The organism is Janibacter sp. GS2, assembly GCF_051200835.1.
Classification (GTDB): domain Bacteria; phylum Actinomycetota; class Actinomycetes; order Actinomycetales; family Dermatophilaceae; genus Janibacter.
The window spans coordinates 2,590,239-2,604,134 of sequence record NZ_CP195161.1; the positions used below are offsets into that span (position 1 = coordinate 2,590,239).

General features: G+C 70.7%; 11 protein-coding genes. 9 read left to right on the forward strand and 2 right to left on the reverse strand.

Annotated elements, in window-relative coordinates:
* Positions 1-70: 70 nt before the first annotated feature.
* A complete protein-coding gene (gene fdhD, locus ACR9E9_RS12440; RefSeq protein WP_435198888.1) occupies positions 71-949 on the forward strand; it encodes a formate dehydrogenase accessory sulfurtransferase FdhD in 879 nt (292 codons plus the stop codon).
* A gap of 77 nt (positions 950-1,026) precedes the next feature.
* The gene (gene aceE / locus ACR9E9_RS12445) at positions 1,027-3,819 is read left to right on the forward strand and encodes a pyruvate dehydrogenase (acetyl-transferring), homodimeric type (RefSeq protein WP_435198890.1); all 2,793 of its coding nucleotides are present in this window, start codon (positions 1,027-1,029) and stop codon (positions 3,817-3,819) included.
* A 31-nt stretch (positions 3,820-3,850) separates the two neighbouring features.
* On the opposite strand, the gene ACR9E9_RS12450 is transcribed toward aceE, so the two are convergent.
* Positions 3,851-4,561, reverse strand: a complete 711-nt coding sequence (locus ACR9E9_RS12450) for a DUF2470 domain-containing protein (protein WP_435198892.1) — start codon at positions 4,559-4,561, stop codon at positions 3,851-3,853.
* A gap of 86 nt (positions 4,562-4,647) precedes the next feature.
* Positions 4,648-5,712 (reverse strand): glycerophosphodiester phosphodiesterase family protein, encoded by a 1,065-nt coding sequence (locus ACR9E9_RS12455; RefSeq protein ID WP_435198894.1) that lies wholly within the window; start codon positions 5,710-5,712, stop codon positions 4,648-4,650.
* Positions 5,713-5,890: 178 nt separating this feature from the next.
* Here ACR9E9_RS12455 and argG point away from each other — a divergent pair, with 178 nt between their 5' ends.
* The 7 genes from argG to ACR9E9_RS12490 all read left to right on the forward strand — a co-directional run bounded on the left by argG (position 5,891) and on the right by ACR9E9_RS12490 (position 13,881).
* Complete coding sequence (gene argG / locus ACR9E9_RS12460; protein ID WP_435198896.1) at positions 5,891-7,318, forward strand: argininosuccinate synthase; 1,428 nt, start codon at positions 5,891-5,893, stop codon at positions 7,316-7,318.
* A 60-nt stretch (positions 7,319-7,378) separates the two neighbouring features.
* The gene (locus tag ACR9E9_RS12465) at positions 7,379-8,557 is read left to right on the forward strand and encodes a PucR family transcriptional regulator (RefSeq protein WP_435198898.1); all 1,179 of its coding nucleotides are present in this window, start codon (positions 7,379-7,381) and stop codon (positions 8,555-8,557) included.
* Positions 8,558-8,612: 55 nt separating this feature from the next.
* Positions 8,613-9,794, forward strand: a complete 1,182-nt coding sequence (locus ACR9E9_RS12470) for an acyltransferase domain-containing protein (protein WP_435198900.1) — start codon at positions 8,613-8,615, stop codon at positions 9,792-9,794.
* Positions 9,791-10,789: a beta-ketoacyl-ACP synthase III gene (locus tag ACR9E9_RS12475; RefSeq protein WP_435198902.1), complete on the forward strand. Its 999-nt coding sequence runs from the start codon at positions 9,791-9,793 to the stop codon at positions 10,787-10,789. Before ACR9E9_RS12470 ends, ACR9E9_RS12475 begins: the two co-directional genes overlap by 4 nt.
* A gap of 74 nt (positions 10,790-10,863) precedes the next feature.
* Entirely contained in the window at positions 10,864-11,115 is a 252-nt protein-coding gene (locus tag ACR9E9_RS12480; protein ID WP_435198904.1) for an acyl carrier protein, read from the forward strand.
* A 79-nt stretch (positions 11,116-11,194) separates the two neighbouring features.
* Positions 11,195-12,442, forward strand: a complete 1,248-nt coding sequence (fabF, locus tag ACR9E9_RS12485; RefSeq protein ID WP_435198906.1) for a beta-ketoacyl-ACP synthase II — start codon at positions 11,195-11,197, stop codon at positions 12,440-12,442.
* Entirely contained in the window at positions 12,442-13,881 is a 1,440-nt protein-coding gene (locus tag ACR9E9_RS12490) for a carboxyl transferase domain-containing protein (RefSeq protein WP_435198908.1), read from the forward strand. Before fabF ends, ACR9E9_RS12490 begins: the two co-directional genes overlap by 1 nt.
* Positions 13,882-13,896 lie beyond the last annotated feature (15 nt).

Genomic DNA, 13,896 nt, shown 5'->3' on the forward strand with positions numbered 1-13,896 from the left:
ACCATCACACCAGATCCCGTCCGTAGGCTGGACGCATGAGCAACGGTGGACGGGCGGTTCGATGGGACGCATGACGCAGCGCCTCCGGGTGCACCGGATGGGCGAGGCCTCGATCGATCGGATCGAGTCCGTGGCGGTCGAGGAGCCGCTGGAGATCCGGGTGGCCGCTCTTCCGGACCAGGGCATCCCGGCCGGGGGCAACCCCCTTCGGCCGCCGTCGACGACGGTGACCACGACGATGCGCCTGCCCGGCGACGACTTCGACCTCACCCTGGGCCACCTCGTGGCGGAGGGTCTCATCGGCAGCGGCGAGGACGTCGCGACGATGATGCACTGCACCGACACGGGACCCGACGGCTCGCCGACCTTCAACGTCGTCGAGGTGACGTTGGCCGCGGGGGTCTCCCTCCGACGACCGATCACCGAGCGGACCGAGGTCGCCACGAGCGCCTGCGGGGTGTGCGGGTCCACCTCCGTCGACGACCTGCTCGCGGCCCTGCCGCACTCCCCCTCGACGGACGACGCGAGCGTCTCGCTCACCGCGATCCACGCGGGCATGACGGCGATGCGCGAGCGGCAGAAGGTCTTCGAGGCCACCGGTGGGGTCCATGCCGCTGCGCTCCTCGACCCGCAGGGCAGGCTCCTCGCCGTCCGCGAGGACATCGGTCGGCACAACGCGGTGGACAAGATCATCGGGTGGGCGGCACGTGAAGGGAGCCTGCCCCTGCGCGGCCACGCCCTACTCGTCTCCTCGCGGGCCGGCTTCGAGATCGCGCAGAAGGCGGCCGTCGCCGGCGTCCCCGTCCTGGCCTGTGTCTCGGCCGCGACGACGCTGGCGGTCGAGGTGGCCGAGCGCTCGGGGGTGACGCTGCTCGGCTTCGTCCGTGAGCCGAGGGCGACCGCCTACACGCACCCCCGGCGCGTCCCGCCCCCTGACCCCGGTTTGTGACGCGCGACACGGGCGGGGGAGAATGGTCCGGTGTCCTCCGACACCCCACGGAGGATTGTCTTGGAAAGGACGACGACGTGCCCGGATCGCCAGATCACCTCAGCGATGGCCCCATCCTCAACGGCATCCCCACCCACCTGCCGGACATCAACTCCGAGGAGACGGCCGAGTGGCTCGAGTCCATCGACGCGCTCATCGACGAGTCCGGGCGTGAACGGGCCCGCTACGTGATGCTGCGGCTGCTCGAGCGTGCACGGATGAAGAGCGTCGGGGTGCCGTCGCTGACGACGACCGACTACGTCAACACGATCACCCCCATCAACGAGCCGTGGTACCCCGGGGACGAGAAGGTCGAGCGCCAGTACCGCGCGTGGATCCGGTGGAATGCCGCGATCCAGGTCCACCGGGCCCAGCGGCCCGGTGTCGGCGTCGGCGGCCACATCTCCTCCTATGCCTCCGCGGCGACGATGTACGAGGTGGGCTTCAACCACTTCTGGCGCGGCAAGGACCACCCCGGCGGCGGTGACCAGGTCTTCTTCCAGGGGCACGCCTCCCCCGGCATGTACGCGCGCGCCTACCTCGAGGGCCGGCTGAGCGAGGAGGAGATGGACGGCTTCCGCCAGGAGGCCGCCCACCTCGCGGGCGACTCCGACATCGGGATGCCCTCCTACCCGCACCCGCGACTGATGCCCCAGTTCTGGGAGTTCCCGACGGTCTCGATGGGCATCGGTCCGATGAACGCCATCTACCAGGCGCAGTTCAACAAGTACTTGCACAACCGTGGCATCAAGGACACCTCCGAGCAGCACGTGTGGGCCTTCCTCGGTGATGGCGAGATGGACGAGCCGGAGAGTCGTGGCCTGCTGCAGACCGCGGCCAACGAGGAGCTGGACAACCTCACCTTCGTCGTCAACTGCAACCTGCAGCGTCTCGACGGCCCGGTGCGCGGCAACGGCAAGATCGTCCAGGAGCTCGAGGCCTTCTTCCGTGGAGCGGGCTGGAACGTCATCAAGGTCGTCTGGGGCCGGGGCTGGGACCCGCTGCTCGCCGCCGACCACAACGGCGCGTTGGTCAACCTCATGAACCAGACACCGGACGGTGACTACCAGACCTTCCGCGCGAATGACGGTGCCTACGTCCGGGAGAACTTCTTCAACCGCGACCCGCGCACCCGCAAGCTCGTCGAGGACTGGTCCGACGCGGACGTGTGGTGGAAGCTCAAGCGCGGCGGCCACGACTACAACAAGGTCTACGCCGCCTACCGCGCGGCCATGGAGCACGCCGGTCAGCCGACGGTGATCCTCGCGAAGACGATCAAGGGCTATGGCCTGGGCTCGAGCTTCGCCGGGCGCAACGCGACCCACCAGATGAAGAAGCTGACCATCGAGGACCTCAAGGGCCTGCGTGACGGGCTGCAGATCCCGATCGACGACGAGACCCTCGAGAAGGACCCGTACCTGCCGCCCTACTACCACCCGGGCGAGGACGACGAGGCGATCCAGTACCTGCGCGAGCGCCGGGACAAGCTCGGCGGCGGGCTGCCGGAGCGGCGGGTCGAGTACACGCCACTCACGCTGCCCTCGGCGGACAAGTACCGCCAGCCCGCCAAGGGCTCGGGCAAGCAGGAGATCGCCACGACGATGGCCTGGGTGCGGCTGCTGAAGGACCTCATGCGGGAGAAGGACTTCGGCGAGCACATCGTGCCGATCATCCCGGACGAGGCGCGCACCTTCGGGATGGACTCCTTCTTCCCCACGAAGAAGATCTACAACCCGCACGGCCAGAACTACACGTCGGTCGACGCCGACCTCATGCTCACCTACAGCGAGTCCGAGCAGGGGCAGCTGCAGCACACCGGGATCAACGAGGCCGGCTCGGTCGCGGCCTTCACCGCGGCGGCGACGAGCTATGCCACGCACGGGGTGCCGATGATCCCGGTCTACATCTTCTACTCGATGTTCGGCTTCCAGCGCACCGGGGACTTCATCTGGGCGGCCTCGGACCAGATGTCGCGCGGCTTCATGCTCGGGGCGACAGCGGGCCGCACGACCCTGACCGGCGAGGGCCTCCAGCACGCGGACGGGCACTCACCGCTCCTCGCGGCGACGAACCCCGCCGTCGTCTCCTGGGACCCGGCCTATGGCTTCGAGATCGCGCACATCATGCGTCAGGGCCTGGAGACGATGTACGGGGGCGACGCCCCCCAGGGGGACCCCGGCCGCAACGTCATCTACTACCTCACGTTGTACAACGAGCCGATCATCCACCCGCCCGAGCCGGAGGGCCTGGACGTCGACGGTCTGCTCAAGGGCATGTACCGCTACGCCGCCGGCGACGCGTCGGGCCTCGGTGACACCCCGCCGCGCTGCCAGCTGCTCGCGAGCGGAGTCGGGATGCCGTGGGCGCTGGAGGCCCAACAGCTCCTGCGCGACGACTGGGGCGTGGTCGCCGACGTGTGGTCCGTGACGAGCTGGACGCAGCTGCGGCGTGAGGCGATGTCCTGCGACGAGCAGCGCTTCCTCCACCCGGAGGCCGAGCGTCCCACGCCGTACATCACCCGTGCGCTCGAGGGCGCGGTCGGCCCGATCGTCGCGGTCTCGGACTACATGAAGCAGGTCCAGGACCAGATCCGTGCGTGGGTGCCGGAGGAGTTCTCCGCGCTCGGCACGGACGGCTTCGGCTTCTCCGACACCCGCGCCGCGGCTCGCCGGTACTTCCACGTCGACGGTCCGTCGATGGCCGTGCGCGCCCTGCAGATGCTCGCGGACCGCGGCTGGGTCGCCGAGGACGTGCCCACCCGGGCCGCCGAGAAGTACCGCCTGCTCGACGTCACCGCCGGGACGTCCGGCAATGCGGGGGGCGACGCCTGACCCTGACGAGGACGACGCCCAGCGCGTGCACTCAGCCTCCGGTGCGCACCGCAACCAGGCGTTTGAGCGCCTCGACCGCCTGGCAACCGCACCGGACCCGGCGTGGAAAGTCGACCCGGTGGTCCTGACGGTAGGTGCCGACGTGCTCCCGCAGGACGATGCCCGACTCGTCGGCGTGGACCGGTCGGACCACGGCGACGGGCTGGACCTCCGGGGCCACGAGGTCCCGGAGGTCGTCGCGGTGGTGGGCGTCGAGGTGCGCGAGCCAGCCGTCCTGCCACCCACCGAGGGCGTCGACCTCGGCCACGGCATAGTCCGCGGGGTCGACCTCGACCGGCGATGAGGCGGATCGGCCCCGTTCGACATCCCAGGTGATCGTGATGGTGTCCGGGACCAGCCGTGCCACGAGTTCCCCCTCCGTCAGCCCCAGGTGCCCGAGCAGGTCGTCGTGGACGGGCTCGGCCATCACCTCGGCGTGACCGGTCAGGTGGACCACTCCCCGCACCCGGTCCGGGTGCGGGACGCTCGAGACGTCGGAGGCGATGGCCTGGAGGGCCGGGCCCTGGGAGCCGGGGACGACGAGGTGGGCGCACTCCGGTGCCGCCTCGGCCAGCGAGAAGAGCAGGCTCCCGGTCTGGGTGACGGCATGCCGGGCCACGGGGGTACGACAGCCGACGACCCCCACCTCGAGCGTGCTGGCGGTTGCCACGACCGTCTTGGCCAGTCCTGCCCAGTTCTTCACAGCAGCCTCCTCGGCGATGAGTTCAGGTAAGGCTAACCTAATCATCGTGGGGCCGGGTGGCAACGCCTGTTGCCGGCGAAAAGAGGTCAGTCGGCGAGGAAGTCCTGGCGGGCCTCGAGGCACACGTCCGGCTGGTCGCAGAAGACGCCGTCGATGCCGGTCCGCAGGAAGGTCAGCGCCTCGTCGACGGCCCGCCCGAAGTCGGCGGGGTCACTGCCGTTGCGGTAGTCGGTCGGCAGGAACTCGTTCTCCGCGCGGAAGGTGTAGGGCATGACCGTCAGGCCGGCGTCGTGGGCGTCGTCGACGAAGGACGTCGGCTCACCCAGCGATCCGTCCGCGTTCCGCGGGATGATCTGCTCCTTCGTCGGGCCGAAGCCGTCGATCCACCGCGAGAGAGTGCGCATCGACTCACGGGTGGTCAGCTCGGCGTAGGTCGTGCCCTCCGCGTGGAGGTCGTAGGGACCGCCGGTGTCCGAGGTGAGGAAGGTCGTGCGCGCCGCGAGCCGGTGCACGGCGCGCAGATCCTTCAGCGTCGTCAGCTCGAAGGACTGGATCCACAGGGGTGCCGTGCGGTGGTTGAGGTGGTACTTCGTCACCAGGCGCGCGACCTCGGCCTCCGGGTCGAGGCCCGCCTCGTGCAGATAGGTCGAGTGCTTGATCTCCGGGATGACCCCGATGGTGCGACCGGTCGAGCGCGAGAGCGCCTCACGCTGCTCGAGCACCTCCTCGAAGGTCGGCACCTCGAATCGACCGTCGTAGGTGCTCGACTCCCGGCGCAGCTGCGGGAGTCGCTCCTTCGCCCGCAGGGTCTTCAGCTCGGCGAGCGTGAAGTCCTCGACGAACCACCCGGTGACGGCCCTGCCGTCGAGGTGCTTCGTCGTCCTGCGGTCGGCGAACTCCGGGCGCTCGGCGACATCGGTGGTCTCGCCGATCTCGGGCTCGTGCCGATCCACGAGCACGCCGTCCCCGGTCATGACGAGGTCCGGCTCGATGTAGTCGGCCCCCTGCCCGACACCGAGCTCATAGGCGGCAAGGGTGTGCTCGGGGCGGTAGCCGGAGGCGCCGCGGTGGGCCACGACGAGCGGCTCGACGGTGCGGGGGCGGTCATGACGGGAGGCGGTGTCCAAGCGGTCGGCGACGCTGGCGCTCACGGTGCTCCTGGTGCTCTCGGTCGCCGCGGTGCTGCCGGCGGACGGGACGATAGGGATGGCACGTCGGATCCATCGTGACGCGGTCGCGTCGGCCGGGTCAAGCACCGGTCAGGGCGAGCCGGGCGTCGCCGCCCTCCCGGTGCGGAGGGGGTGGTGCGGACGAACTAGGCTGGCCGATGTGTCCAAGGTTCTGACTTCCCTTCCTGTTGGTGAACGTGTCGGCATCGCCTTCTCCGGCGGCCTCGACACGTCGGTGGCCGTCGCGTGGATGCGCGAGAAGGGAGCGGTGCCGTGTACGTACACCGCTGACCTCGGCCAGTACGACGAGGACGACATCGAGTCGATCCCCGGGCGCGCCGGCCAGTACGGCGCTGAGCTCTCCCGCCTCGTGGACTGCAAGGGTCCGCTGGTCGAGGAGGGCCTCGCGGCCATCGCCTGCGGCGCCTTCCACATCCGCAGCGGAGGACGCACCTACTTCAACACCACCCCGCTCGGGCGTGCCGTGACCGGAACGCTTCTCGTGCGGGCCATGAAGGAGGACGGCGTCTCCATCTGGGGTGACGGGTCCACCTTCAAGGGCAACGACATCGAGCGCTTCTACCGGTACGGCCTCATGGCCAATCCCAGCCTGCGCATCTACAAGCCGTGGCTCGACGCCGACTTCGTCACCGAGCTCGGCGGGCGCCAGGAGATGTCCGAGTGGCTCACCGAGCGCGGCCTGCCGTACCGGGACAGCGCTGAGAAGGCCTACTCCACCGATGCCAACATCTGGGGCGCCACCCATGAGGCCAAGACCCTCGAGCACCTCGACCAGTCGCTGGAGATCGTCCAGCCGATCATGGGCGTGCCCTTCTGGGACCAGAGCGTCGCCATCGAGCCCGAGGACGTGACCGTCCGCTTCGAGCGCGGCCGACCGGTGGCCATCAACGGCGAGGACTTCGGTGGGGACGCGGTCGCGCTCGTGCGGGCGGCCAACGACATCGGCGGTCGGCACGGCCTGGGCATGTCCGACCAGATCGAGAACCGGATCATCGAGGCGAAGTCGCGCGGCATCTACGAGGGCCCGGCCATGGCCCTGCTGCACCTCACCTACGAGCGCCTGATCAATGCGATCCACAACGAGGACACGGTCGCCAACTACCACGCGGAGGGGCGCCGGCTCGGTCGCCTCCTCTACGAAGGTCGCTGGTTCGACCCGCAGGCGCTGATGATGCGCGAGTCGCTGCAGCGCTGGGTCGCGTCCGTCGTCACGGGCGAGGTGACGGTCCGGCTGCGCCGCGGCGAGGACTGGACCATCGTCGACACGGTGGGTGAGCACTTCAGCTACCACCCCGACAAGCTCTCGATGGAGCGCACCGAGAACGCCGCCTTCGGCCCGGTCGACCGGATCGGACAGCTGACCATGCGCAACCTCGACATCGCCGACAGCCGCAGCAAGCTCGAGGTCTACGCCGCCCAGGACCAGCTGAGCGGTGGCTACCTGGAGATCATGGGCGAGCTCGAGGCCGGCGGCGGCGACCAGATCGCCGCGAACCCCGCTGCCTCGTCGGTCGACGACGAGGACGACGCACTCGATCGCGCGGCGATGGAGTTCGGCACCGACTGATCTCCCGTCACGTCGCCGACACCCCCGCAGACTTGTGCTCTTCGCACATAGACTGCGGGGGTGTCGCGTCGTGGCCTCGTCTCCCTCACCACCCGTCGCACGGTTCGTCGCAAGGGTGGCGAGCTGGCGACGGCCGCGACGCGGCGCCTCGAGGACGAGCACGGCTGGTACGCCACCCTCGGAGCACGAGAGCGGTCGTGGGTCGCTCTCGTCGCGCAGGCCGGCATCGCGAACTTCATCGACTGGCTCAACGGCATCGAGCCGGCCGACACCAGCACGATCTTCGGGGCCGCTCCCCGGGAGCTCACGAGCACGATCAGTCTCGCCCAGACCCTCGAGCTCGCCCGGACGGTGGTCGAGGTCGTGGAGTCGAGGGTCGAGGACCTGGCTCATCCCGGTGACGTCACCGACCTGCGCATGGCCGTCCTGCGCTACTCCCGGGAGATCGCCTTCGGCGCGGCACTCGTCTACGCCCAGACGGCCGAGCAACGCGGCGCCTGGGACGCCCGCCTGGAGTCGCTCGTCATCGACGCCGTCATGCGCGGCGAGGTCGACGAGTCCATCCGCACCCGCGCCGCCGCCCTGGGGTGGGACGGGGTCAGCAACATCGTCGTCCTCGTGGGGAACTCACCGCACTTCCCGGAGGGGGAGGACCCTGCCGGCGCGGTCGGGACGGTCCACCGCACGGCGCAGCGACTCGGGTTCCCCGTCCTCGCCGGCGTCCAGGGCACGCGACTCGTCGCGATCGTCGGTGACGTCGTCGACCCTCGCGAGCGTGCGCAGACCCTCGCCGGGTGCTTCGCCGACGGCGACCTCGTCCACGGCCCCCTCGTCGAGGACCTGTCGGAGGGAGCGGTCTCCGCGCATGCCGCGGTCGCCGGCCACGTCGCGGCACCGGGGTGGCCGGGCCGCCCACGCCCGGTGGGAGCCGACGACCTGCTCGCCGAGCGCGCGGTCGCGGGCGACCCCCTCGCTCGTGCGGCACTCGTCGACCAGGTCGCCGCGGTGCTGGAGGAGCACCCGAGCCTCCTCGAGACCGCACGCACCCACCTCGACTCCCCCGGTCTCGAGGCGACCTCCCGGGCGCTCATCGTCCACGTGAACACCGTGCGCTACCGGCTCGGGCGGATCAGTGAGGTCATCGGCTACGACCTCACCGACCCCCACGAGGCCTTCACGGTGCGTATCGCACTGGCCCTCGGATCGATGATGGAGGATTCCTCCAAGATCCTTGGGTGAATCTCTGGCGGGGTCGACCGCGCAGGAGACCCCCTTCGCACGTGAGTCTGGACAGGTGCTCGCCATTACCTGTCCCGGCCAGGGCTCACAGACGCCCGGCTTCCTCGCCCCGTGGCTCGAACTGCCCGGAGTCTCCGACCGCCTCCACTGGCTCTCGACCGTCGCCGGCATCGACCTGGCCACCCACGGCACGACCTCCGACGAGGAGACGATCAAGGACACCGCGGTCGCGCAGCCGCTCATCGTCGCCTCCGGTCTGCTGTCCCTGCTGGCCCTCTTCGACCACCCGGCGGACGGCTTTCGTGTCGTCGGCGCCGGTGCCGGGCACAGCGTCGGTGAGATCACCGCGGCCGCAGCGGCCGGCGTGATCAGCGCCGAGCAGGCGATGGTCCTCGTGCGTGAGCGCGGCCGATCGATGGCCGCAGCCGCCGAGGTCACCCCCACCGGCATGAGCGCCGTCATCGGTGGTGACGAAGGGGAGGTCCTCGCGGCGATCGAGTCGCACGGGCTGACCCCGGCCAATGTCAACAGCGCGGGTCAGATCGTCGCTGCCGGCACCCTGGAGCAGCTCGCGGCCCTGGCCGAGGCACCCCCGGCCAAGGCGCGCGTCATGCCGCTCAAGGTCGCCGGGGCCTTCCACACCGAGCACATGGCACCCGCGGCCAAGGAGCTCGCGCACCTCTCCCGCGCCGTGTCCACCCACGACGCCCGCGTCCCCCTGATCTCCAACGTCGACGGTGAGGTCATCCACTCCGGTCAGGAGGTGCTGCGCCGCATCGTCACCCAGGTGAGCAACCCCGTGCGCTGGGACCTGTGCATGGAGACGCTGGGGGACCTCGGCGTCACCGGCATCATCGAGATCCCGCCGGCCGGGACCCTCACCGGGCTCGCCAAACGCAGCCTCAAGGGTGTCGAGGTGCTCGCCCTCAAGAGCCCCGACGACCTCGAGAAGGCCCAACAGATGGTGCGCGAGCACGGCTCGGCCCGTGATGCGTCGCAGCCCACGTGGCGCCTCGTCACGGCCCCGGTCAAGGGCATGGTCGAGATCACCTCGAGCGAGCCCGGCACCGAGGTGGCCGCCGGGCACGTCGTGGCGCGCATCTCCTCCCTTCGCGACACCCGCGAGGTCCGTGCGGACCACGCCGGCACCGTCGTCGAGTGGCTCGTCGAGGACGGCGACCCGGTCTCCCCCGGCCAGCCGCTGCTGCGCCTGCACCCGCAGGGGTCGCTCGCATGAGCGCGCTCGGCGTGCCCGACGTCCTCCACCACGCCAGGATCACCGGCGTGGGGGCCTACCGTCCACGGCGCGTGGTCCCCAACAGCGAGATCGTCGCGGCGATCGACTCCTCCGACGAGTGGATCCAGGAGCGCTCCGGCATCGCCTCCCGGCACCGCGCGTCCGACGACGAGACCGTCGTCGCCATGGCCGAGCACGCCTCCCGGGGTGCCGTGGAGTACGCCGGTATCGACGCGTCCCAGCTCGACGCCGTCCTCGTCGCCACGGTGACCCACCCCTACCAGACGCCTGCCGCCGCGCCGGAGCTCGCTGCCCGGCTCGGTTCCCGCGCAGCGGCCTTCGACATCTCGGCGGCGTGCGCCGGCTACTGCCACGCGATCTCCGTCGCGAACGACATGGTCCGGGTCGGTACCGCCGAGCACGTGCTCGTCGTCGGCGTCGAGAAGATGCTCGACTTCACCGATCCCGAGGACCGCGGGTCGGCCTTCATCTTCGGTGACGGCGCGGGCGCCGTCATCGTCTCCCGCAGCGAGGTCCCCGGTATCGGCCCGACGGTGTGGGGCAGCGACGGCGAGAAGAAGTCGCTCATCACCTCACGCAGCTCGTGGATGGAGCTCGCCGCGAACCGGGACCTGGCCTGGCCGGCGATCATCATGGAGGGCCCGAGCGTCTTCCGGTGGGCCGTCTGGTCGATGGCCACCGAGGCCCAGCGCGCGCTCGACGCCGCCGGGGTGCGACCCGACGAGCTCGCCGCCTTCATCCCCCACCAGGCCAACGTGCGGATCATCGACCAGATGGTCAAGGCGCTCGGCCTGCCCAAGGACCTGCCGGTGGCCCGCGACATCGTCACGACCGCCAACACCTCTGCCGCCTCGGTCCCGCTCGCGATGGAGCGGATGCTGCGCGAGGGCGAGGTGGCCCCCGGCGGTCTCGCACTGCAGATCGGCTTCGGCGCCGGCCTCGTCTGGGCCGCGCAGGTCGTGACCCTCCCCTGAGTTCACCCGTCGGTCCGACGGGCTCTCGGACCACCCACCCGAACCACGCAACACCCGACACAAGGAGAACCGACATGGCCCACAGTGACCAGGACATCCTCGCCGGACTCGCCGAGATCGTCTCGGAGGAGACGGGTATCGACGCCGCCGAGGTGACCGCCGACAAGACCTTCACCGACGACCTCGACGTCGACTCGCTGTCGATGATGACGATCGCCGTCACCGCCGAGGAGAAGTTCGGGGCCAAGATCCCCGACGAGGAGGTCAAGAACCTCAAGACCGTCGGCGACGCCGTGAACTACATCCAGGCCAACCAGGCCGCCTGAGTCCGGTGACGCTCCCCCCTTCGCCTGACGAAGGGGGGAGCCACCACTCCCGCCAACCCCCGCACCGACAGGAGCTTCCATGACCTCCCCCCGGCCCACCGTCGTCGTCACCGGTCTCGGCGCCACGACCCCGCTCGGCGGCACCGCCGAGGAGACCTGGCAGGCAGCCCTCGCCGGTCGCTCCGGCGTCTCGGCTCTCGATGCCGGCTGGGTCGAGGAGTTCGAGCTCCCGGTGACCTTCGCCGCGCACCTGACCACCCCTGTCTCCGAGGTGCTGAAGAAGGTCGAGACCAAGCGCCTCGACCCCTTCGCCCAGTACGCTCTCGTCGCCGCCCGCGAGGCGTGGGAGAACGCCGGAGCGCCCGAGGTCGACCCGGAGCGTCTCGCCAGCGCGGTCGGGACCGGTATCGGGGGCGTGCAGACCCTCCTCACCGCGTGGGAGACCCTGCGCACCAAGGGACCGCGACGGGTCTACCCCCTGTCGATCCCCATGCTCATGCCCAACAGCGCCGCCGGGACCGTCTCGCTCGAGTTCGGCGCCCGCGCCGGCGCCCACACGCTCGTCTCCGCGTGCTCGTCCGGTGCCGAGTCGATCGGCTACGGCGCGCACCTCATCCGCGAAGGCCTGGCCGACGTCGTCATCGCCGGTGGCTCCGAGGCCTCGATCCACCCGCTGCCCATCGCCGGCTTCGCCGCGATGCAGGCCCTCTCGACGCGCAACGACTCCCCGGAGACGGCGTCCCGCCCCTACGACACCGGGCGCGACGGGTTCCTCCTCGGCGAGGGTGGCGCGATCCTCATCCTCGAGTCCGAGGAGCACGCCAAAGCCCGCGGGGCGAACATCATCTGCACCCTCTCCGGTGTCGGCGTCAGCGCCGACTCCTACCACATCGCCGCTCCCGAGCCGGAGGGCGCCGGCGCCTCCCGCGCGATGGCCGACGCCGTCCGCGATGCCGACGCCGACCCCACGGACCTGTGCCACATCAACGCGCACGCCACCTCGACCCCGGTCGGTGACATCGCGGAGGTCGCCGCCGTCCGGCGCGCCTTCGGCTCCGCCGCCGACCACATGGCGATCAGCGGGACGAAGTCGATGACCGGTCACCTCCTCGGGGCCGCCGGCGCCCTGGAGGCGATCTTCTCCGCGCTGGCGATCCGCGACCGCCTCGCACCGCCGACGATCAACATCGAGAACCTCGACCCGGACGTCGACCTCGACATCGTGCGGGACACCCCGCGTCCGCTCGGCGAGGGCGACCTGCTCGTGCTCGACAACTCCTTCGGCTTCGGCGGGCACAACGTCGCCCTCGCCTTCGGGAGCTACTGATGACCCGCCAGCCGAACGCCGCATCGGCCGCGGTGGGTTCGCGGACGAAGGTCCCTCGCGAAGAGGACCCGCGCAACCCCAACCACCGCCTGGCAGCCTTCTTCGACGAGGGCTCCCTCGAGCTGCTCACTGCTGACGACGACTCCGGCATGCTCGCCGCGACCGGCACGGTCGGCGGCCAGCCCGTCGCCGCCTTCGCCTCGGACGCGACGGTCATGGGTGGCGCGATGGGCGTCGCCGGCTGCAAGGTCGTCGTCGCCGCCTACGAGCGCGCGCTGGCCGACGAGATCCCGGTCGTCGGGCTGTGGCACTCCGGTGGCGCCCGGCTGCCCGAGGGCGTCGTCTCGCTCCACGCCGTCGGCGAGGTCTTCGCCATCATGACGCGGGCCTCGGGCAAGGTGCCGCAGATCTCCGTCGTCATCGGTGCCGCCGCCGGTGGTGCGGCGTACGGTCCCGCGCTGACCGACATCGTCATCCTCGCGCCGGAGGGACGGATCTTCGTCACCGGCCCGGACGTCGTCCGCTCGGTCACCGGTGAGGACGTCGACGCCCTCCGCCTCGGAGGACCCGAGCCGCACGGTCGGCGCTCCGGTGTCGTCCACGTGCTCGCCGAGTCGATCGATGATGCCTTCGCTCGTGCCGGGACCCTGTGCCGACTGCTGTCCGACCAGGGGGACTTCGACGTCTCCGGCATGACCGACACCGACCTCGCGCAGGCCCTGCCGGAGTCGACCAAGCGCGCCTACGACGTCCACCCGCTCGTCGAGGAGCTGCTCGACGACGGTCCCTCGCAGGAGCTGCACGCCCGGTGGGCGCCGAACATCGTCACCACGCTCGGCAGTCTCGGCGGCCGCACGGTCGGCGTCATCGCGAACAACCCGATGCGCCTGGGCGGATGCCTCGACTCCTCCTCCGCGGAGAAGGCCGCCCGCTTCGTGCGGATGTGTGATGCCTTCGGCGTGCCGCTCGTCGTCCTCGTCGACGTCCCGGGCTACCTGCCCGGTGTCGGCCAGGAGTGGGATGGCGTGGTGCGTCGCGGCGCCAAGTTGCTCCACGCCTTCGCCGAGGCCGTCGTGCCGCGGGTGACCGTCGTGACGCGCAAGACGTACGGGGGCGCGTACATCGCGATGAACTCCCGTTCGCTCGGGGCGACGAAGGTCTTCGCCTGGCCGGACGCTCACGTGGCGGTCATGGGCTCCGTCGCGGCCATCCGCATCCTGCACCGGCGGCGCCTGGCCGAGGTCGACGAGAGCGAGCGGGCCGAGGTGGAGCAGCAGCTCGCCGACGAGCACGACCGGCTCTCCGGCGGCCTGCAGCGGGCGGTCGACATCGGCGTGGTCGACGAGATCGTCGAGCCGGCGAGGACCCGCTCCGCGCTCGCGCAGGCCCTGGCCGAGGCCCCGGCTCGTCGAGGGGACCACGGCAACATCCCCCTGTGAGGGCGATAGCCTCAT

What these genes read in the sequence shown, in the direction of transcription:
- fdhD (WP_435198888.1), top strand. Translation starts at nt 71, where the DNA reads ATGACGCAGCGCCTCCGGGTGCACCGGATGGGCGAGGCCTCGATCGAT.
- ACR9E9_RS12475 (WP_435198902.1), top strand. Translation starts at nt 9,791, where the DNA reads ATGAGCGCGCTCGGCGTGCCCGACGTCCTCCACCACGCCAGGATCACC.
- ACR9E9_RS12480 (WP_435198904.1), top strand. Translation starts at nt 10,864, where the DNA reads ATGGCCCACAGTGACCAGGACATCCTCGCCGGACTCGCCGAGATCGTC.
- fabF (WP_435198906.1), top strand. Translation starts at nt 11,195, where the DNA reads ATGACCTCCCCCCGGCCCACCGTCGTCGTCACCGGTCTCGGCGCCACG.
- ACR9E9_RS12490 (WP_435198908.1), top strand. Translation starts at nt 12,442, where the DNA reads ATGACCCGCCAGCCGAACGCCGCATCGGCCGCGGTGGGTTCGCGGACG.